The organism is Citrobacter sp. Cpo089, from assembly GCF_030332695.1.
Taxonomy (GTDB): Bacteria; Pseudomonadota; Gammaproteobacteria; order Enterobacterales; family Enterobacteriaceae; genus Citrobacter; species Citrobacter portucalensis.
In genome coordinates this window covers 26,017-46,257 of sequence record NZ_JAOWHJ010000060.1, presented here as the reverse complement: position 1 = coordinate 46,257, position 20,241 = coordinate 26,017, and the positions used below count along the sequence as shown (strand labels likewise).

The window sequence follows — 20,241 nt, the reverse complement described above, 5'->3', positions numbered from 1 at the left end:
ACAATAGTCCTTAGCTTTTAAATGAAATAATGGCTAACGACGTGCACATCGGGTAATCTGCGCGCTTCGCGCAGAGCAGGTGGAGAAAAACATGAGCGACGAACTGAAGAACAAAAACGGCAAGGTCAAAGTGATGTACGTCCGCAGTGACGATGACTCGGATAAACGCACCCAAAATCCACGTACTGGCAAAGGCGGTGGTCGCCCCGGTACTTCCCGAGCCGAAGGCGGTCGTCGCCCTGCCCGTGATGACCGAAAGGGTCCGAACAGCGAACGCGGTCGTGAACGTGGTCGTGACCGCGATGTAGAACGTGACCGCAGACGTGAAGATTCACCGTGGCGTACCGTGTCCCGCGCACCGAATGATGACGCAGCGGATAAAGCCGATCACGGCGGTATTAGCGGTAAGAGCTTTATCGATCCTGAAGTATTACGCCGTCAGCGCGCGGAAGAAACCCGCGTTTACGGTGAGAATGCCTGCCAGGCTCTGTTCCAGAGTCGCCCGGACGCCATCGTTCGCGCCTGGTTTGTTCAGAGCGTAACCCCGCGCTTTAAAGAAGCATTACGCTGGATGGCGGCAAACCGCAAAGCCTATCACGTGGTTGACGAAGCCGAGCTGGCGAAAGCCTCTGGCACCGAACACCATGGCGGCGTCTGTTTCCTGATCAAAAAACGTAACGGTACTACCGTTAAGCAATGGGTTGGTCAGGCAGGGGCGCAGGATTGCGTGCTGGCACTGGAAGATATCGCTAACCCCCATAACCTGGGCGGCATGATGCGTAGCTGCGCGCACTTCGGTGTGAAAGGCGTAGTGGTTCAGGATGCGGCGCTGCTGGAATCAGGTGCGGCCATCCGTACAGCTGAAGGCGGAGCTGAGCACGTTCAGCCGATTACCGGCGACAGCATTGTTGATGTGCTGGACGACTTCCGCCAGGCGGGTTACACGGTTGTGATGACCTCAAGCGGGAAAGGCAAACCGCTGTTTACTACCACCCTGCCGGAAAAAATGGTGCTGGTATTAGGGCGTGAGCGTGAAGCTCTGCCAGAAGCAGCATGCTCAGCCGACGATTTGTGCATAGCGATTGACGGCACTGGCAAGGTAGAAACGCTCAACGTTTCTGTGGCAACAGGCGTGCTGCTCGCGGAGTGGTGGCGTCAGAACAAAGCCTGATAATAAAATGCCAGCGAATCGCTGGCATTTTTTTACTCGCTTTCTACGGGTAATATCGGCATCCAGTCAATTGGCTTGTCACCTCGTTGTTCCAGCCATTCATTCGCCAGTACAAAGTGATTGCAGCCAAAGAAACCGCGATGCGCAGAGAGCGGTGATGGGTGGGGCGCTTTCAACACATGGTGACGCTGCGTATCAATAATCGCGCCTTTCTTCTGCGCGTGAGAACCCCAGAGCAGGAAAACCACGCCTTCCCGATGTTGGTTAATCAGACTGATGACTTTATCGGTAAATGTTTCCCACCCAAGGCTGGCGTGAGAATGTGCCTGACCGGCGCGGACGGTGAGTACGGTGTTGAGTAACAGTACCCCCTGACGTGCCCAGCTTTCCAGATATCCGTGTGTTGGGCGCGTGAAACCTGGAATCGTTGCCTCCAGCTCTTTGTACATGTTCAGCAATGAGGGTGGAGTGGCAATGCCGGGGCGGACAGAGAACGCGAGACCGTGTGCCTGGCCTGGACCGTGGTAAGGATCCTGACCCAGGATGACAACTTTCACGTCACCAAGCTCGGTAAAGCGAAAAGCGTTAAACACATCTTTTTGCGGCGGATAAATTGTCATTCCTGACTGACGCTCGCCGGCAACAGTATGCAGTGTGTTAACAAAATAAGGCTGCTGTTTCTCTTCAGCCAGCACATCGTGCCAGGTTAATTCGGTGGCCATCTCGCTCTCCTGCGAATTTTCAATCCCCCTAGCTTAACTGCTTCTTTCGGCGTCGCAAAATTCTGTACGTTTCTCAATGGTCTACCCCTTAAAGATAGTTGAAAATTTATGTAAAAAGTTTAGCTGCGCATATGGCGTAAGTTGATGTAAAACAATAAAATCCACCTATCACCACTTTTCATGTGTGGTTTTTTTTGATTTAAATCAAAGATTCAAGGGTGTGTGAGGGGTATATATACACTCAAGCAACAATGGTTTTACCAATTGGCCGGATGACGGCCAACCGAGATCAAATAATTTTGCCGGGGAGGCATCAAATGATTACAGGTATCCAGATTACTAAAGCTGCAAACGACGACCTGCTGAACTCTTTCTGGCTGCTGGACAGCGAAAAAGGCGAAGCACGCTGCATCGTTGCGAAAGCAGGTTTCAATGCTGATGAAGTCGTTGCAGTCAGCAAACTGGGCGAAATCGAATACCGTGAAGTACCGGTAGACGTACAGCCGGAAGTCCGCGTGGAAGGTGGTCAGCACCTGAACGTGAACGTTCTGCGTCGCGAAACGCTGGAAGATGCAGTTAAGCATCCGGAAAAATATCCGCAGCTGACCATCCGTGTTTCTGGTTATGCAGTGCGTTTCAACTCTCTGACCCCAGAACAGCAGCGCGACGTTATTGCTCGTACCTTTACTGAGAGCCTGTAAGGCTCACGGGGAATAACCCCGTTTAGCAGAGAATCAAAAAGCGGAAGATGCCAGTGCGTCTTCCGCTTTTTTGCATCTGTTAGTAAAAGATCCTCACCGCGCAATACACCAACAACAGCGCCAGAATGATATTCAACTGTCGACCGTAACGGCGAAAAACGCGCTGAAAAAGATGGCCCGCCAGCGCCCAGCAGGCATTCCCGAAGGTGCCTATCAGCGCTAACAGAATACTCACCCCAATCAGCCAGTGGGCGTCCTGAGTGTACGGTAATACAAACGTGGATAACGCGGTAATGCCGTACAAAATGATTTTCACGTTAACAAACTGCAAGCCAAAACTTGCCCAGAAGCTAATCGGCTCTGACTGCAATCTATCGTTCGAGGTCGGGCTGGTAGCGATCTTCAGCGCCAGCCACAGGATATAAGCGGCTCCAGCCCAACTAAGCCAGTGGATGATGGCTGGATCCATGACCGCCAGTGAAAATGAAATCCCGGCGCACATCATCATGACGATTAAAAAGCCCAGACTCATTCCGGCCAGTACGTGTGTACTCTGACGAAAACCGTGTGACGTCGCGGCACTGAGCGCAAGGATGTTGTTTGGTCCGGGGGTTAGCGCGGTAATCAATGTATAGGTCCAGAATGCACTTAAAAGCATGGGGGTCACTTGTTATCTCCTCTGTTTTGATAGACAGTACCCGAGGCAAAACATTAAAAAAAATGAATGTTTTTGCATTCTGAATTCGATATTTTCGATGGGTTGGTGCGGATGGATTTACGTCGGTTTATTACGCTAAAAACGGTGGTGGAAGAGGGCTCATTTCTGCGGGCATCACAAAAACTGTGCTGTACGCAATCAACGGTTACCTTTCATATTCAACAGCTTGAGCAAGAGCTGTCGGTGCAGTTGTTTGAAAAAATTGGTCGCCGGATGTGTCTCACCAGTGAGGGAAAACGGCTGATGCCGCATATCCATGACCTGACGCGCGTGATGGCATCGATTCGACAGTCGGCACATCAGGATGCGCAGCCGAGCGGCGATCTACGTGTCGCAACAGGCGAAACGCTGCTGGCGTATAAAATGCCGCAGGTTTTACAGCGATTTAAACAACGCGCGCCTCATGTGCGGTTGTCTTTACAGTCGCTCAATTGTTATGTCATTCGCGATGCGTTGCTCAGTGATGATGTTGATCTGGGGGTGTTTTATCGGGTGGGTAATGACGATGCCCTGGAGTTGATACCGCTTGGCGATCAGTCACTGGCATTAGTTGCTTCGCCACTGCTTCAGCACGTTGATTTTACTCAGCATAACCAGCACATTCCCTGCAGTTTTATCATTAATGAGCCGCAATGTATTTTCAGACAACGCTTCGAGGGGCTACTGCGTAAACGACAGATTACGCTGGAAAATACCATTGAGTTATGGAGCATTGAAAGCATTAAGCAGTGCGTATCGGCAAATCTTGGGATCAGCTTTTTGCCGCATTTTGCCGTCGAGAAGGAGTTACGTTCAGGGGAGTTGATTGAATTACCGTTCAGTGAACAACCTGAGTTAATTACGGCATTGTGTGGTTATCATGCCGGAAAAGTCGTTAGCCCGGCGATGCGGGTGTTTCTTGAGTGTATTGAAGAGAGTTTTGCATCACGTGAAAAAATGCCGGGCTAAATGGCCCGGCATTCGGTTTACTCTTTGTCGGACTGCTGGGTAGCAGCTCCGCTCGGCTTACGACGTTTGCCGATATTTTTGGCGTCACGGTGACGTTTTTTCACCCGCGGCTTCTCTTTCTCTTTCGCCTTTTTCTCAGCGCGCTTCGCCAGCACTTTCTTGGATGGCTTACCGTTAGATTTCTCACTTGGCGCGCGCGTGGTTGGACGCAGTTCGTCAATGACGCGAGCTTTCAGCGGTTCGTCAATATAGCGGCTCGCTTTGCCGAGCAGCAGGTGGTCGTGCGCTTCAACCAAAGAGATCGCAGTGCCTTTACGGCCAGCACGACCGGTACGGCCAATACGGTGCAGATAGGCATCGCCACTGCGCGGCATGTCGAAGTTAAACACGTGGCTGACGTCCGGAATATCGATCCCGCGAGCGGCGACGTCGGTTGCTACCAGCACGTTCACGCGGCCATCGGTCAGGCGTTTGATTGCTTCGTTACGTTTGTTCTGCACCATCTCGCCTTCGAGATAGCAGTTATTAATGCCAGCCTGGCGCAGCCAGCCTGCCAGTTCGTGCACACGCTCGCGTTTGCGTACGAAAACAATTGAGCGGGTCGCCTCTGGCTGTTTTAACAGGTGGATCAGCATGGCAGTTTTGTGCTCGATGTCATCGGCACGATAGTAAAACTGATGGATCTTCTTGCGTTCACGGGTGGACGGATCCGCTGAGACTTCGACCGGGTCTTCCAACAGACGCTCGGCAAAATCCTTAATCGCATCGCCTTCCAGCGTGGCGGAAAACAGCATGGTTTGCTTACGCCAGCGTGTTTCACCGGCGATATGCTCGATGTCCTGGGCAAAGCCCATGTCCAGCATACGGTCTGCTTCATCGAGAATTAGCGTTTCAACCGCATGGCAGTCGAAGTTTTCTTCTTTAATGTATTGCAGCAGACGACCCGTGGTGGCGACCACGATGTCCTGGTTTTCGCTAAAGACTTCCATGTGGTTCATGTAAGCCACGCCGCCGGTAATCGTAGCGATATCCAGATGCGTATTCTTCGCCAGCTCACGAGCGTGTTCGGCAACCTGCATCGCCAGTTCGCGCGTTGGTGTCAGGATTAAAATGCGCGGCGGACCAGATTTCTTGCGCGGGAAGTCGAGCAGGTGCTGCAACGCTGGCAGCAAATATGCCGCCGTTTTACCGGTGCCTGTCGGCGCAGAACCGAGTACATCACGGCCATCGAGCGCAGGCGGAATGGCGGCAGCCTGAATGGCGGTCGGGCGAGTGAAACCTTTTTCCTGGAGGGCATCCAGAAGGCTTTCATCGAGTTCAAGTTCGGAAAAAGTCGTTACAGTCATGTTCTACCTCTGAGTGGGGCGCTGATTATAGACGTTACGGCTGCAATCTTCATCTGTTTGTATGGATATACCTTCTCAGGTATTGTTTTTATCCTATGTTATCGTTTTTTTTCCAGGAAGGTTGTTCTTCATGCCCCAGTCTACATCCGTACTGAGACGTAATGGATTTACTTTTAAGCAGTTTTTTGTGGCACACGATCGCTGTGCAATGAAAGTCGGAACAGACGGCATTTTATTGGGAGCCTGGGCCCCCGTTGCGGGCGTAAAAAGGATCCTGGATATTGGTACCGGGAGCGGCCTGTTGGCGCTGATGCTGGCCCAGCGCACTGATGAAAACGTCATCATTGACGCCGTGGAGCTTGATGTCGACGCCGCGCAGCAGGCGCAGGAGAACATCGCGCAATCTCCGTGGATGCATCGCGTGAGTGTTCATACAGAAGATGCGCAACAGTGGATACCGCGTCAGACCGTGCGTTTTGATTTGATAATCAGCAATCCTCCCTATTATGAACAGGGCGTGGAATGCGCTACACCGCAGCGTGAGCAAGCGCGTTATACCACCTCGCTCGATCACCAGGCGTTGCTTACGCTGGCGGCGGACAGCATTACGGAAGAAGGATTTTTTTGTGTAGTGCTGCCGGAACAGATTGGGAACGCGTTTACCCAGCAGGCATTAAGTATGGGCTGGCATCTGCGATTACGTACGGATGTAGCAGAAACGGAAGCCCGGCTACCGCATCGGGTGTTGCTGGCATTCTCCCCGCAGGCCGGGGAGTGCTTTAGCGACAGGCTGGTGATTCGTGGGCCAGACCAACGTTACTCTGAAGGTTATACGGCGCTGACCCAGGCGTTTTACCTGTTTATGTGATGACTTAGCGGTGAGAGAATAGACGGGCCCGACTCAGGAAGCTGTTCTGGGTAATCCAGCGTGTAGTGCAGGCCCCGACTCTCTTTGCGCATCATTGCGCAGCGGACAATCAGCTCCGCAACTTGCACCAGGTTACGCAGTTCCAGCAAATTGTTCGACACGCGGAAATGGGCGTAATACTCGTCGATTTCCTGTTGCAGCATGGTGATACGGCGCAGAGCGCGCTCCAGGCGCTTGGTCGTACGCACAATACCGACGTAATCCCACATAAACAGCCGCAGCTCATGCCAGTTATGCTGGATAACAACCAACTCATCCGGATTTTCTACCCGGCTTTCATCCCAGCCCGGGAGCGTGCTAACGCCGCGAGCATAAGGCATGCGCCTGTCGATATCTTCAGCCGCGGACCAGCCATAAACCAGACACTCCAGCAATGAGTTCGATGCCATCCGGTTGGCGCCATGCAGGCCGGTGTAACTCACTTCGCCGATCGCATACAGCCCGTCGACATCGGTACGGCCAAAGTCATCCACCATCACACCGCCGCAGGTATAGTGCGCGGCAGGCACGATGGGAACCGGCTCTTTGGTTAAATCAATGCCCAGTCCCAGCAACTTTTCATAAATCATCGGGAAATGCTGACGAACAAATTCTTCCGGCTTATGGCTGATATCGAGGAACATGCAATCTGCACCAAGGCGCTTCATTTCATGATCAATGGCGCGGGCGACAATATCGCGGGGAGCCAGTTCGCCACGTTCGTCAAAATCGGGCATAAAGCGTGAACCGTCCGGGCGCTTCAGGTGCGCGCCTTCGCCGCGCAGCGCTTCGGTCAGCAGAAAATTGCGTGCCTGCGGATGATACAGCGCAGTCGGGTGAAACTGGTTAAACTCCAGGTTGGCGACGCGGCATCCTGCGCGCCAGGCCATTGCAATCCCGTCACCCGAGGAAATATCCGGATTGGTAGTGTATTGATACACCTTTGATGCGCCGCCGGTGGCCAACACTACCGACTTCGCATGGCAGGTTTCGACGGCTTCTTTATTACGATTCCAGATCCATGCGCCGACAACCCGACGCGTTCCCGGCAGACCGATTTTATCGGAGACAATCAGGTCGACGGCGTTGCTACGCTCAAGAACCCGGATATTGGGGTGATTTTGTGCCTGGCTGACGAGGGTGGTTTCGACTTCTTTGCCGGTAGCATCCGCAGCGTGCAGGATGCGTCGATGGCTGTGACCGCCTTCACGGGTCAGGTGATAGCTCTCTTCGCCGTTAGGCTGAACCTGTGTATCGAATAAGACGCCCTGATCGATAAGCCATTGAACGCAGGTGCGGGCATTGCTGGCGACAAATTCAACCGCATGGCGATCGCACAGCCCGGCCCCGGCAATCAGCGTATCTTCAACGTGGGAGTCGATACTGTCGGTTTCATCGAAAACCGCGGCAATACCCCCCTGGGCATAAAATGTCGAGCCTTCGCTGACCGGCCCTTTGCTCAGGACAATAACCTGATGTTTTTCAGCCAGGCGCAGCGCCAGTGAGAGTCCGGCAGCCCCGCTGCCAATGATCAGCACGTCACAGGATAATTCAGGAGTCGTATTCATGATGTTTGTTTAATTTACTAAACAGTGTTTGGTCACCATAGCACCACATTGCGCGATACTGCACGTTTTATTTTTAAATGTGTTGCAATGACTAAACATGAAAGAAAAGCATGACGAGGACGAAATAGGCAAAAATATTTTGTGAAGCAGGCCGTTAGCATCAGATTATGTGATGAAATAAAGTGCCCGTTGGGTTACTCTGCAAGCGGTGAAATGGGCATTTCTGTACAGATAGTGCGTTGATCGGGTTATGTAGACTTATAATGAGAGATAAGACCTGTCTACAACATGACAAACAAAAAACAATGCGTAACGGAACTTTACGAAACTTGAGCACTCTAAGCATTTGCTTGCTCATAGTGAAGCTGATGGAGTGGCGTTTCGAAAGCGCGTGGAAATTTGGTTTGGGGAGACTTTACCTCGGATGAGCGAGCAGTTAACGGACCAGGTCCTGGTAGAACGGGTCCAGAAGGGAGATCAGAAAGCCTTTAACCTACTGGTAGTGCGCTATCAGCATAAGGTGGCGAGTCTGGTTTCTCGCTATGTACCGTCGGGTGATGTACCCGATGTAGTACAAGAAGCATTTATCAAAGCCTATCGTGCGCTGGACTCGTTCCGGGGAGATAGTGCTTTTTATACCTGGCTGTATCGTATTGCAGTCAATACAGCGAAGAATTACCTGGTCGCTCAGGGGCGTCGTCCACCTTCCAGTGACATTGATGCGATTGAAGCAGAAAATTACGAAAGTGGCGGTGCGCTGAAAGAAATTTCGAACCCTGAGAACTTAATGTTGTCAGAAGAGCTGAGACAGATAGTTTTCCGAACTATTGAGTCCCTCCCGGAAGATTTACGCATGGCAATAACCTTGCGGGAGCTGGATGGCCTGAGCTATGAAGAGATAGCCGCTATCATGGATTGTCCGGTAGGTACGGTGCGTTCACGTATCTTCCGAGCGAGGGAAGCTATTGATAATAAAGTTCAACCGCTTATCAGGCGTTGACGATAGCGGGATACTGGAAAAGGTATTAGGCATGCAGAAAGAGAAACTTTCCGCTTTAATGGATGGCGAAACGCTGGATACTGAGTTACTCAAAGAGCTAACTCACGACCCGGAAATGCAAAAAACCTGGGAGAGTTATCACCTGATTCGCGATTCCATGCGAGGTGATACCGCCGACGTTCTCCATTTCGATATTTCCGCCCGCGTAATGGCCGCCATCCAGGATGAGCCAGTACGTCAGACGGCGCCATTGATTCCTGAGGCCCAGCCAGCACCGCACCAGTGGCAGAAAATGCCATTCTGGAAGAAAATGCGTCCGTGGGCCGCGCAGCTTACCCAAATGGGTGTGGCCGCGTGCGTATCACTTGCAGTTATCGTTGGCGTCCAGCACTATAATGGGCAATCTGAAACGTCCCAGCAGCCCGAAACGCCGGTGTTTAATACATTACCGATGATGGGTAAAGCCAGTCCGGTTAGCTTGGGTGTACCTTCTGACGCGACGGCCAGCGGCGGTCAACAACAGCAGGTACAGGAGCAGCGTCGTCGTATTAATGCCATGTTGCAGGATTACGAATTGCAACGTCGACTGCACTCTGAACAGCTTCAGTTTGAGCAGGCGCAAACACAGCAAGCCGCTGTTCAGGTGCCAGGAATTCAAACTTTAGGAACGCAATCGCAGTAATGAAGCAACTTTGGTTTGCCATGTCACTTGTGGCTGGTAGCCTGTTCTTCTCTGTAAACGCCTCGGCCAATCCTGCGTCCGGGGCGTTGTTGCAGCAGATGAATCTGGCCAGCCAGTCGCTAACCTATGAGCTGTCATTTGTCAGCATCAATAAGCAGGGTGTTGAATCCCTACGTTATCGTCATGCCCGCCAGGATAACCGTCCACTCGCGCAACTATTACAAATGGATGGACCGCGCCGGGAAGTGGTGCAACGCGGCAACGAAATTAGCTATTTTGAGCCTGGCCTCGAACCGTTCACGCTGAACGGCGATTATATCGTTGACTCTCTGCCATCCCTGATTTACACCGATTTCAAACGCCTTGCTCCCTACTATGATTTTATCTCAGTAGGCCGCACCCGTATTGCCGATCGGCTCTGTGAAGTGATCCGCGTTGTGGCGCGTGACGGCACCCGTTACAGCTATATCGTTTGGATGGACACGGAGACCAAACTGCCGATGCGTGTCGATCTCCTCGATCGTGATGGCGAAACGCTGGAACAGTTCCGTGTAATCTCCTTTACCGTGAATAACGGTGTTAGCGACAGCATGCAGACGTTAGCAAAAGCGAATTTACCACCGTTGCTGTCTGTTCCTGCGGGCGAGAAAACCAACTTCAACTGGAGTCCGTCGTGGTTGCCACAAGGTTTCAGTGAGGTCTCAAGCAGTCGACGTCCGCTGCCGACGATGGATAACATGCCGATTGAATCACGCCTTTATTCTGATGGCCTGTTTAGTTTCTCCGTGAACGTAAACCGTGCGACGCAGAACAGTGCCGATCAACTGCTGCGTACTGGCCGCAGAACGGTCAGCACCAGCGTGCGTGATAACGCGGAGATTACGATTGTGGGCGAGCTTCCACCGCAAACGGCGAAGCGTATCGCGGACAATATCAAGTTCAGGGCAGCACAATGATTAAAGAGTGGGCGACGGTCGTCTCCTGGCAAAATGGTCTGGCGACGGTCAGCTGCGATGTTAAAGCATCATGTAGCAGCTGTGCTTCCCGGGCCGGATGCGGGAGCCGCGTGCTGAACAAACTGGGGCCACAGACCACACACACCATCGTGGTGCCCTGCGACGAACCCTTGACCCCTGGTCAAAAAGTTGAACTGGGCATTGCCGAAGGTAGCCTGCTGGGATCGGCGATGCTGGTCTACATGTCTCCGTTGGCAGGACTGTTTCTTTTCGCTGCGCTGTTCCAGGTGCTGTTTGGTTCCGATCTTGCCGCATTAAGCGGCGCAGTGCTGGGGGGCGTGGGCGGATTCCTGATTGCTCGTGGATACTCTCGTAAGCTTGCTGAACGCGAAACCTGGCAGCCGGTCATTCTGAACGTTGCTCTCCCACCCGATCTTATTCGCGTCGAAACCCAGCAGTGATATCTTTGCCTGATGGCGTTGCGCTTATCAGGCCTACAGCGTGCTCAGATGCAAGCGTAGGCCGGATAAGGCGTTTATGACGCCATCCGGCAAAAGTTTCACCGACTTTGCAAGGTTGTTTCCAGTTCCCGCTATCCTTGCTCTATGAACGTTTCCTCGCCTCAGCGTTGTAGTGTAGAATGCGGCGTTTCACTTAAACAGACGTTAAGCTCAGATCAGCGACTTCTCAGAGCCTGCTCCGGCGGGCGTAAGGCACAATAATTACACTATATGAAGAACATACGTAACTTTTCAATCATAGCTCACATCGACCACGGTAAATCGACGCTGTCTGACCGTATTATCCAGATCTGCGGTGGCCTGTCTGACCGTGAAATGGAAGCGCAGGTTCTCGACTCGATGGATCTTGAGCGTGAGCGCGGTATTACTATCAAAGCGCAGAGCGTGACGCTCGATTTCAAAGCATCTGATGGTGAAACCTATCAGCTTAACTTTATCGACACCCCGGGCCACGTTGACTTCTCGTATGAAGTTTCCCGCTCGCTTGCTGCCTGTGAAGGCGCATTGCTGGTGGTTGATGCCGGACAGGGCGTAGAAGCGCAGACCCTGGCTAACTGCTATACCGCCATGGAAATGGATCTGGAAGTAGTACCGGTACTGAATAAAATTGACCTGCCAGCCGCCGATCCTGAACGCGTAGCGGAAGAGATCGAAGATATCGTCGGTATCGATGCGACGGATGCCGTTCGCTGCTCGGCGAAAACCGGCGTTGGCGTCACTGACGTTCTTGAACGTCTGGTACGCGACATTCCGCCGCCGGAAGGCGATCCGGAAGGCCCATTGCAGGCGCTGATCATCGACTCCTGGTTCGATAACTACCTTGGCGTGGTGTCACTGGTGCGTATTAAAAACGGCACCATGCGTAAAGGCGACAAAATTAAAGTGATGAGCACCGGTCAGGTCTATAACGCCGACCGTCTGGGTATCTTCACGCCAAAACAAGTTGACCGTACCGAGCTGAAATGCGGCGAGGTAGGTTGGTTGGTTTGTGCGATTAAAGACATCCTCGGCGCACCGGTTGGTGATACCCTGACGCAGGCGCGTAACCCGGCAGACAAACCGCTGCCAGGCTTTAAAAAAGTGAAGCCGCAGGTTTACGCTGGTCTGTTCCCGGTGAGCTCTGACGACTATGAAAACTTCCGTGACGCGCTTGGCAAGCTGAGCCTGAACGACGCCTCCCTGTTCTACGAGCCGGAAAGCTCTACCGCGCTAGGCTTCGGCTTCCGTTGTGGCTTCCTTGGTCTGCTGCACATGGAGATCATTCAGGAACGTCTGGAGCGTGAATACGATCTGGATCTGATCACCACCGCACCGACCGTAGTCTACGAAGTTGAAACCACGGCGAAAGAGACTATCTACGTCGATAGCCCGTCCAAGCTGCCGCCGCTGAACAACATCTACGAACTGCGTGAGCCGATCGCTGAGTGTCACATGCTGCTGCCGCAGGCTTACCTTGGCAATGTCATCACCCTGTGTATCGAGAAGCGTGGCGTCCAGACCAACATGGTTTACCACGGTAACCAGGTGGCGCTGACGTATGAGATACCGATGGCGGAAGTCGTACTCGATTTCTTTGACCGTCTGAAGTCGACCTCTCGCGGCTACGCGTCGCTGGACTATAACTTCAAACGCTTCCAGGCGTCTGACATGGTGCGTGTTGATGTCCTTATCAACAACGAACGTGTCGATGCGCTGGCGCTGATTACCCACCGCGACAACTCCCAGAGCCGTGGCCGTGAACTGGTTGAGAAGATGAAAGATCTGATCCCTCGCCAGCAGTTTGATATCGCGATCCAGGCGGCCATTGGTACGCACATCATCGCGCGTTCAACGGTTAAGCAGCTGCGTAAAAACGTTCTGGCGAAATGCTACGGTGGCGATATCAGCCGTAAGAAAAAGCTGCTGCAAAAACAGAAAGAGGGTAAAAAGCGCATGAAGCAGATCGGTAACGTCGAACTGCCGCAGGAAGCGTTCCTCGCCATTCTGCATGTCGGTAAAGACAGCAAATAATCTTAAGGAGTTGGCATGGCGAACATGTTTGCCCTGATTCTGGTGATTGCCACACTGGTGACGGGCATTTTATGGTGCGTAGATAAATTCATCTTCGCGCCAAAGCGCCGGGAGCGTCAGGCAGCAGCGCAAGCTGCTGCAGGTGATTCACTGGATAAAGCTACGCTGAAAAAAGTGGCACCTAAGCCAGGCTGGCTGGAAACCGGGGCGTCCGTTTTCCCGGTACTGGCGATTGTGCTGGTGGTGCGTTCATTTATCTATGAACCATTCCAGATCCCGTCAGGTTCGATGATGCCGACGCTGCTTATCGGTGACTTTATCCTGGTGGAGAAATTCGCCTACGGGATTAAAGATCCGATTTACCAGAAAACGTTGATCGAAACCGGTCATCCGAAACGCGGTGATATTGTGGTGTTTAAATACCCGGAAGACCCGCGTCTGGACTACATTAAACGTGCTGTCGGTTTACCGGGAGACAAAGTAACGTACGATCCAGTGGCGAAAGAGGTGACTATTCAGCCAGGATGCCGTTCCGGTCAGGCGTGTGAAAACGCGTTGCCGGTAACGTACTCTGATGTTCAGCCAAGTGATTTTGTACAGACCTTTGCTCGTCGTAACGGCGGTGAAGCGACCAGCGGCTTCTTTGAAGTTCCGCTGAACGAAACGAAAGAGAACGGTATTCGCCTTTCTGAGCGTAAAGAAACGCTGGGTGAGGTTACGCACCGCATTCTGACCGTGCCGATTGCGCAGGATCAGGTGGGGATGTATTACCGTCAACCTGGTCAGCCGTTGGCAACCTGGATCGTTCCGCCGGGACACTACTTCATGATGGGTGATAACCGTGATAACAGCGCGGACAGCCGTTACTGGGGATTTGTACCGGAAGCGAATCTGGTTGGTAAAGCGACCGCTATCTGGATGAGTTTCGATAAGCAAGAAGGTGAATGGCCGACCGGTGTGCGTTTAAGCCGTATTGGTGGCATTCACTAATCACCGATAATTGTTCACGTTGTCGTCATTACGGCGGCAGCGTGAATTATTTCTCGGATAAATTCCCGCAGACTAACGACATCCCTTGTCGTTGTGTATAGAATATTCCCCCGAAGTTTTAGGTTGGCACCGACAGGTTGCCACGGCACACGAAACAGCGTTGGTTTGTATACAAAAGCATGCAGGCGAAGCCGGATGGCTCAGCGAAGTGCGTATATCAGGTCTGTTTCGTGTGCTGAATTGTTGACGCATTCATTTATTGGTATCGCATGAACCCCATCGTAATTAATCGGCTTCAACGGAAGCTGGGCTACACTTTTAATCATCAGGAGCTGTTGCAGCAGGCATTAACTCACCGGAGCGCCAGCAGCAAACATAACGAGCGTTTAGAATTTTTAGGCGACTCTATTTTGAGCTTTGTTATCGCTAATGCGCTGTATCACCGTTTCCCGCGTGTGGATGAAGGTGATATGAGCCGCATGCGCGCGACGCTGGTTCGCGGCAATACGCTGGCAGAATTAGCCCGTGAGTTTGACCTCGGTGAATGTTTACGTTTGGGGCCTGGTGAGCTGAAAAGCGGCGGCTTCCGTCGTGAATCAATCCTGGCGGATACCGTTGAAGCTTTGATCGGCGGCGTCTTCCTCGACAGCGATATTCAAACCGTTGAGCAATTGATCCTTAACTGGTATCAAACTCGTCTGGATGAAATTAGCCCAGGCGACAAACAAAAAGATCCGAAAACGCGCCTGCAGGAATATTTGCAGGGTCGCCACCTGCCTCTGCCGTCTTATTTGGTGGTGCAGGTCCGTGGTGAAGCGCACGATCAAGAATTTACTATCCACTGCCAGGTCAGCGGCCTGAGTGAACCGGTGGTTGGCACAGGTTCGAGCCGTCGTAAGGCTGAGCAGGCTGCCGCCGAACAGGCGTTGAAAAAACTGGAGCTGGAATGAGCGAAGAGAAAACCTACTGCGGATTTATTGCTATCGTCGGTCGCCCGAACGTCGGCAAATCCACCCTGTTGAATAATCTGCTTGGGCAGAAGATTTCTATTACCTCACGTAAGGCTCAGACAACACGTCACCGTATTGTTGGCATCCATACCGAAGGCGCGTATCAGGCGATTTATGTTGATACCCCGGGTCTGCATATGGAAGAAAAACGGGCTATTAACCGCCTGATGAACAAAGCGGCGAGCAGCTCGATCGGTGATGTTGAACTGGTTATTTTCGTTGTCGAAGGCACCCGCTGGACGCCGGACGACGAAATGGTGCTCAACAAGCTGCGTGATGGCAAAGCCCCGGTTATTCTGGCCGTCAACAAAGTCGACAACGTTCAGGAAAAAGCCGATCTGCTGCCGCACCTGCAGTTCCTGGCAAGCCAGATGAACTTCCTTGATATCGTACCGATTTCTGCCGAAACCGGCTTGAATGTCGATACCGTTGCGGGCATCGTGCGTAAGCATTTGCCGGAAGCTATTCATCACTTCCCGGAAGATTACATCACCGACCGTTCTCAGCGCTTTATGGCCTCTGAAATCATACGTGAAAAGCTGATGCGTTTTCTGGGGGCTGAACTGCCGTACTCCGTTACCGTGGAGATTGAGCGTTTTATCTCTAACGAACGCGGCGGCTACGACATTAACGGCCTGATCCTCGTCGAACGTGAAGGGCAGAAGAAGATGGTTATTGGCAACAAAGGGGCCAAGATTAAAACCATCGGCATCGAAGCGCGTAAAGACATGCAGGAGATGTTCGAAGCGCCCGTTCACCTCGAACTGTGGGTGAAAGTGAAATCCGGCTGGGCCGATGACGAACGCGCGCTGCGTAGCCTCGGTTACGGCGACGACGTCTAAACACATCTTCTGAAACACGGCGAGTATATGGAAGGATGGCAACGCGCTTTTGTCCTGCATAGTCGCCCCTGGAGCGAAACCAGTCTCGTGCTGGATGTCTTCACGGAAGAGTCGGGTCGCGTGCGCCTGGTGGCTAAAGGCGCACGTTCCAAACGCTCCAATCTTAAAGGCGCACTCCAGCCTTTTACCCCGTTGTTGCTTCGCTTTGGTGGACGTGGCGAGGTCAAAACCTTGCGCAGCGCCGAAGCCGTTTCTCTGGCACTCCCCCTTAGCGGAATCACGCTGTACAGCGGCTTGTATATTAACGAGCTTATCTCGCGCGTACTCGAATACGAAACCCGCTTTTCTGCACTCTTTTTCGATTACCTGAACTGTATTCAGGCGCTGGCTGGCGCCACGGGTTCGCCAGAACCTGCGTTGCGTCGCTTTGAGCTGGCCTTACTTGGTCATCTGGGGTATGGCGTCGATTTTACCCACTGTGCAGGCAGCGGCGAGCCGGTAGACGACACCATGACCTATCGCTACCGGGAAGAAAAAGGGTTTATCGCCAGCGTAGTGATTGATAACGCCACCTTTACCGGACGCCATCTGAAAGCACTCGAATCGCGGGAATTTCCGGATGCTGATACGCTTCGCGCCGCGAAACGCTTTACCCGCATGGCGTTAAAGCCGTATCTTGGTGGTAAGCCCTTAAAGAGCCGCGAATTATTCCGGCAGTTTATGCCGAAGCGAAAATAAAAAACGAGGATTGTCATGGCCGAATTACTGTTAGGCGTCAACATTGACCACATTGCCACTTTACGTAATGCACGCGGTACCGCATATCCGGACCCGGTTCAGGCAGCGTTTATCGTTGAACAGGCGGGCGCGGACGGTATTACCGTACACCTGCGTGAAGACCGTCGTCATATCACCGACCGTGACGTACGTATTTTGCGCCAGACGCTGGATACGCGCATGAATCTGGAAATGGCCGTCACCGAAGAGATGCTGTCGATTGCCGTTGAGACTAAGCCGCATTTTTGCTGCCTGGTGCCGGAAAAACGTCAGGAAGTTACCACTGAAGGTGGGTTGGACGTCGCCGGACAGCGTGACAAGATGCGCGATGCCTGCAAACGTCTGGCGGACGCAGGCATTCTGGTTTCGCTGTTTATCGATGCCGATGAAGAGCAGATTAAGGCCGCTGCGGAAGTTGGCGCACCGTTTATTGAAATTCACACCGGCTGTTACGCCGATGCGAAAACCGACGCAGAACAGGCCAGCGAACTGGCGCGTATCGCCAAAGCGGCGACTTTTGCTGCAAGCCTTGGCCTGAAGGTGAATGCGGGTCACGGTCTGACGTATCACAACGTTAAAGCTATCGCGCGGATCCCGGAAATGCACGAGCTGAATATTGGCCATGCCATTATCGGACGTGCGGTGATGAGCGGCCTGAAAGAGGCCGTAGTCGAAATGAAGCGCCTGATGCTGGAAGCGCGTGGCTAATGGCGATTCTGGGATTAGGTACGGATATCGTGGAGATTGCCCGCATCGAAGCGGTGATCTCCCGTTCCGGCGACCGCCTGGCAAGACGTGTGCTCAGCGACAACGAATGGGCAATCTGGGAAACGCATCAGCAGCCGGTGCGTTTTCTGGCGAAGCGTTTTGCAGTCAAAGAGGCGGCAGCAAAAGCCTTTGGCACGGGTATTCGCAATGGGCTGGCGTTTAATCAGTTTGAAGTCTTTAACGACGAACTCGGTAAGCCGCGTCTGCGATTATGGGGAGAGGCGTTAAAACTGGCGGAAAAACTCGGCGTTGCGCACATGCATGTGACGCTGGCCGATGAGCGTCACTACGCCTGCGCCACGGTGATTATCGAAAGTTAGATTCAGGACGTTGCCGGATGGCGACGCGTAGCGTCTTATCCGGCCTACGGGTTATGCGTTTGTTGCAGGGGCAGGGTAGGAGCTTCATCGCCAGATGGCGACGCGGCTAAAGTTTATCGGCGTGGTACATCAGCACAAACTTATCCCACAGCTGCTCTTCTGTTTCGACATGCGCCGGATCTTTCAAAATAGTATTGGGAATAGGGCACACCTTCTGGCAGGTTGGCGTGTCGTAATGGCCTACGCATTCCGTACACTTGTCGCTGTTAATCTCGTAAATGCTATCACCCATCGAAATCGCCTCATTCGGGCATTCGGGCTCGCACATATCGCAATTGATACACTTTTTAGTGATTAACAGGGCCATCAGGAAACTCTCAAAACATCACAAATCGGGCGGGCATTATACGCGCATTCTTTGCTCAGACCAGTTTTTTTACCAGGGCCTCACTGTGGCGAATACGTTCCGGGGCATGCTCCAGATCCTGCTGCACCAGCGCCATAAACAGTAAATCAGTGAGCATCATTTGCGCATGGGTGGAGGAAATCGCTGCGCTGCGCGTGGCCTGCTCCTCGGCAATGGTGTACAGACAATGACTTGCCCGTTGCTGCAGGGCGTTCGGTGTGAATCCGGTGATGGCGAGGATTTTCGCGCCGGTGCGCAACGTTTCATCCGCAGCCAGGTTGAGCTCTCGACGCTCTCCGGTATACGAAATGGCCAGCAGTAGATCGTTAGGCGAAAGCGCCTGCACCGTCGCCAGTAGGGCGTGCATATCGCGTTCCACCACCGCGTTAAAACCAATCTTCAGCAGCTTCCAGGCAAAATTCTGTGCCACCAGACCCGATGCGCCAATCCCGGTCACGATAATGCGGCGGGCTGAACGCAGCATCGTGACGCTCTCCATCAGTTTCTCTTCGCTGTTGACGTCCAGCGTCGCATGCATCGCCGCCACGTTCTCTTTAATCAGTTTCTCGCCTACCATTCGCATCGGGTCGTCACCGCGAATCTGATTATGTACCGGAATGGAATGGGGATTGGGATTGCTGGCCAATGCTTCGCTAATCGCCAGTTTGAGTGCCGGGAATCCTTTAAAGCCCATCTTTTGCGCGAATTTCACCACGCTGGACTGGCTGACGCCCGCTTCAAAGGCCAGCTGTTGTGAACTGAGATGACGCGCAGCATCCGGTTGAGCAAGAAGATAATCCGCAAGCTTTTTATCGCTTTGCGCGAGATCCTGATAACGCTGACGAATGCGAATTAAACAGTTCATGCTTTCTCCTGGCGAAAATGTGATGGCGATTACAAAACAAAATATCACTCGCCTTAGTGAATATAATATTCCATTATGACAGATTATTATGAATTAAAAATTCCTAAGGAACAAAAAATGAATCTCGGTGCGTTAGTTTCAGAAACCCGCAATCCTCAGACCATGGATCTGGATGCGCTCTCCACTCTGGAGTTGGTTCATCGTTTTAATCAACAGGATACGCTGGTAGCAGAAGCAGTAAAAGCAACTCTTCCTGAAGTTGCGCGCGCGGTTGATGCGGCAGCTGACGCGCTAAAAGCCGGTGGACGCATTATTTACATGGGAGCAGGTACCAGTGGGCGTCTTGGGGTGCTGGACGCGTCTGAATGCCCGCCAACCTTCGGCGTTCCGCACGGTCTGGTGGTTGGGCTGATTGCCGGGGGACCGGGTGCGCTGCTTAAGGCCGTAGAAGGCGCAGAAGATAACCCGCAGCTAGGTGAAGACGATCTGCGTACGCTCAATCTTACCGCACAGGATCTGGTGGTGGGGCTGGCAGCTTCTGGTCGCACGCCGTATGTCATTGGTGGGTTGAAATATGCGCGTTCGGTGGGCTGTACGACGGCGGCTATTTCATGCAATCCGGATTCCCCTATCGCGCATGAAGCGGACATTGCCATTTCTCCGGTGGTGGGGCCAGAGGCGCTGACCGGGTCAACACGACTGAAATCCGGCACCGCGCAAAAGCTGGTGCTCAATATGATCTCCACCGGCGCGATGGTGAAATTTGGCAAGGTGTACCAGAACCTGATGGTGGATATGCAGGCAACCAACGTCAAACTGGTCGATCGGGCGTGCCGTATGGTGGTTGAAGCCACCGGCATTGCGCGTGCTCAAGCTGAAACGCTGCTGAAGCAGACGGATTATGATGTTAAGCCGGCTATTTTAATGGCTCTCACCGGCCTGGATGCTGCTGCCGCCCGCGAAAAACTTGCCGCTCACCAGGGTTTTTTACGCGCGGCGTTAGAACACTAAGA

The 20,241-nt window shown here is 52.8% G+C and carries 23 protein-coding genes; 17 read left to right on the top strand and 6 right to left on the bottom strand.

Annotated elements, in window-relative coordinates; genetic code table 11:
- Positions 1–91: 91 nt before the first annotated feature.
- Positions 92–1,171: a tRNA/rRNA methyltransferase gene (locus OGX92_RS13360; protein WP_003835345.1), complete on the top strand. Its 1,080-nt coding sequence runs from the start codon at positions 92–94 to the stop codon at positions 1,169–1,171.
- A gap of 32 nt (positions 1,172–1,203) precedes the next feature.
- On the opposite strand, the gene ung is transcribed toward OGX92_RS13360, so the two are convergent.
- Entirely contained in the window at positions 1,204–1,893 is a 690-nt protein-coding gene (gene ung / locus OGX92_RS13355; RefSeq protein WP_286586641.1) for a uracil-DNA glycosylase, read from the bottom strand.
- 317 nt (positions 1,894–2,210) lie between these two features.
- Between ung and grcA the strand changes: the two genes are divergently transcribed.
- Positions 2,211–2,594 (top strand): autonomous glycyl radical cofactor GrcA, encoded by a 384-nt coding sequence (grcA, locus tag OGX92_RS13350; protein WP_003037563.1) that lies wholly within the window; start codon positions 2,211–2,213, stop codon positions 2,592–2,594.
- Between the two features lie 79 nt (positions 2,595–2,673).
- Here the strand turns inward: grcA and eamB are convergent, their stop codons facing one another.
- Positions 2,674–3,261 (bottom strand): cysteine/O-acetylserine transporter, encoded by a 588-nt coding sequence (gene eamB / locus OGX92_RS13345; RefSeq protein WP_003835342.1) that lies wholly within the window; start codon positions 3,259–3,261, stop codon positions 2,674–2,676.
- A 102-nt stretch (positions 3,262–3,363) separates the two neighbouring features.
- On the opposite strand from eamB, the gene OGX92_RS13340 reads away from it, so the two are divergent.
- Positions 3,364–4,260 (top strand): LysR family transcriptional regulator, encoded by an 897-nt coding sequence (locus OGX92_RS13340; protein ID WP_126319767.1) that lies wholly within the window; start codon positions 3,364–3,366, stop codon positions 4,258–4,260.
- Between the two features lie 17 nt (positions 4,261–4,277).
- Here OGX92_RS13340 and srmB read toward each other — a convergent pair whose 3' ends face one another.
- Positions 4,278–5,606, bottom strand: coding sequence for an ATP-dependent RNA helicase SrmB (gene srmB, locus OGX92_RS13335; RefSeq protein WP_003835340.1), 1,329 nt, complete (start codon positions 5,604–5,606; stop codon positions 4,278–4,280).
- A 130-nt stretch (positions 5,607–5,736) separates the two neighbouring features.
- Between srmB and trmN the strand changes: the two genes are divergently transcribed.
- The gene (gene trmN / locus OGX92_RS13330; protein WP_003835339.1) at positions 5,737–6,474 is read left to right on the top strand and encodes a tRNA(1)(Val) (adenine(37)-N(6))-methyltransferase TrmN; all 738 of its coding nucleotides are present in this window, start codon (positions 5,737–5,739) and stop codon (positions 6,472–6,474) included.
- On the opposite strand, the gene nadB is transcribed toward trmN, so the two are convergent.
- Positions 6,459–8,081: an L-aspartate oxidase gene (gene nadB / locus OGX92_RS13325; RefSeq protein ID WP_063941920.1), complete on the bottom strand. Its 1,623-nt coding sequence runs from the start codon at positions 8,079–8,081 to the stop codon at positions 6,459–6,461. The genes trmN and nadB overlap by 16 nt on opposite strands.
- A 263-nt stretch (positions 8,082–8,344) precedes the next feature.
- Here nadB and rseD point away from each other — a divergent pair, with 263 nt between their 5' ends.
- The 12 genes from rseD to acpS all read left to right on the top strand — a co-directional run bounded on the left by rseD (position 8,345) and on the right by acpS (position 17,957).
- Positions 8,345–8,509: a rpoE leader peptide RseD gene (gene rseD, locus OGX92_RS13320; RefSeq protein WP_122973798.1), complete on the top strand. Its 165-nt coding sequence runs from the start codon at positions 8,345–8,347 to the stop codon at positions 8,507–8,509.
- Positions 8,506–9,081: an RNA polymerase sigma factor RpoE gene (gene rpoE, locus OGX92_RS13315; protein ID WP_003037573.1), complete on the top strand. Its 576-nt coding sequence runs from the start codon at positions 8,506–8,508 to the stop codon at positions 9,079–9,081. Before rseD ends, rpoE begins: the two co-directional genes overlap by 4 nt.
- A 31-nt stretch (positions 9,082–9,112) precedes the next feature.
- The gene (rseA, locus tag OGX92_RS13310) at positions 9,113–9,763 is read left to right on the top strand and encodes an anti-sigma-E factor RseA (RefSeq protein WP_008785497.1); all 651 of its coding nucleotides are present in this window, start codon (positions 9,113–9,115) and stop codon (positions 9,761–9,763) included.
- Positions 9,763–10,719 (top strand): sigma-E factor regulatory protein RseB, encoded by a 957-nt coding sequence (rseB, locus tag OGX92_RS13305; RefSeq protein WP_003835334.1) that lies wholly within the window; start codon positions 9,763–9,765, stop codon positions 10,717–10,719. Before rseA ends, rseB begins: the two co-directional genes overlap by 1 nt.
- The gene (gene rseC, locus OGX92_RS13300) at positions 10,716–11,180 is read left to right on the top strand and encodes a SoxR-reducing system protein RseC (protein WP_257661746.1); all 465 of its coding nucleotides are present in this window, start codon (positions 10,716–10,718) and stop codon (positions 11,178–11,180) included. The genes rseB and rseC overlap by 4 nt, the downstream gene beginning before the upstream one ends.
- Positions 11,181–11,450: 270 nt before the next feature.
- Positions 11,451–13,250, top strand: a complete 1,800-nt coding sequence (gene lepA, locus OGX92_RS13295; protein ID WP_003037577.1) for a translation elongation factor 4 — start codon at positions 11,451–11,453, stop codon at positions 13,248–13,250.
- Positions 13,251–13,265: 15 nt separating this feature from the next.
- Entirely contained in the window at positions 13,266–14,240 is a 975-nt protein-coding gene (gene lepB / locus OGX92_RS13290) for a signal peptidase I (protein ID WP_003835329.1), read from the top strand.
- A gap of 269 nt (positions 14,241–14,509) precedes the next feature.
- Entirely contained in the window at positions 14,510–15,190 is a 681-nt protein-coding gene (rnc, locus tag OGX92_RS13285; protein WP_003037579.1) for a ribonuclease III, read from the top strand.
- Positions 15,187–16,092, top strand: coding sequence for a GTPase Era (gene era, locus OGX92_RS13280; protein WP_003037581.1), 906 nt, complete (start codon positions 15,187–15,189; stop codon positions 16,090–16,092). Before rnc ends, era begins: the two co-directional genes overlap by 4 nt.
- Before the next feature lie 27 nt (positions 16,093–16,119).
- Positions 16,120–16,830, top strand: a complete 711-nt coding sequence (gene recO, locus OGX92_RS13275) for a DNA repair protein RecO (RefSeq protein ID WP_008785495.1) — start codon at positions 16,120–16,122, stop codon at positions 16,828–16,830.
- 15 nt (positions 16,831–16,845) lie between these two features.
- A complete protein-coding gene (gene pdxJ / locus OGX92_RS13270) occupies positions 16,846–17,577 on the top strand; it encodes a pyridoxine 5'-phosphate synthase (protein WP_003835325.1) in 732 nt (243 codons plus the stop codon).
- On the top strand, positions 17,577–17,957 hold the full coding sequence (gene acpS, locus OGX92_RS13265) for a holo-ACP synthase (protein ID WP_003037588.1): 381 nt from the start codon (positions 17,577–17,579) through the stop codon (positions 17,955–17,957). Before pdxJ ends, acpS begins: the two co-directional genes overlap by 1 nt.
- 106 nt (positions 17,958–18,063) lie before the next feature.
- On the opposite strand, the gene OGX92_RS13260 is transcribed toward acpS, so the two are convergent.
- Positions 18,064–18,324 carry a YfhL family 4Fe-4S dicluster ferredoxin gene (locus OGX92_RS13260; RefSeq protein WP_286586640.1) on the bottom strand — a complete coding sequence of 87 codons (261 nt, stop codon included), beginning with the start codon at positions 18,322–18,324 and terminating at the stop codon, positions 18,064–18,066.
- Between the two features lie 55 nt (positions 18,325–18,379).
- On the bottom strand, positions 18,380–19,228 hold the full coding sequence (locus OGX92_RS13255) for a MurR/RpiR family transcriptional regulator (protein ID WP_286586639.1): 849 nt from the start codon (positions 19,226–19,228) through the stop codon (positions 18,380–18,382).
- A 117-nt stretch (positions 19,229–19,345) separates the two neighbouring features.
- Here OGX92_RS13255 and murQ point away from each other — a divergent pair, with 117 nt between their 5' ends.
- Positions 19,346–20,239, top strand: coding sequence for an N-acetylmuramic acid 6-phosphate etherase (gene murQ / locus OGX92_RS13250; RefSeq protein ID WP_003835317.1), 894 nt, complete (start codon positions 19,346–19,348; stop codon positions 20,237–20,239).
- Positions 20,240–20,241: the final 2 nt, after the last annotated feature.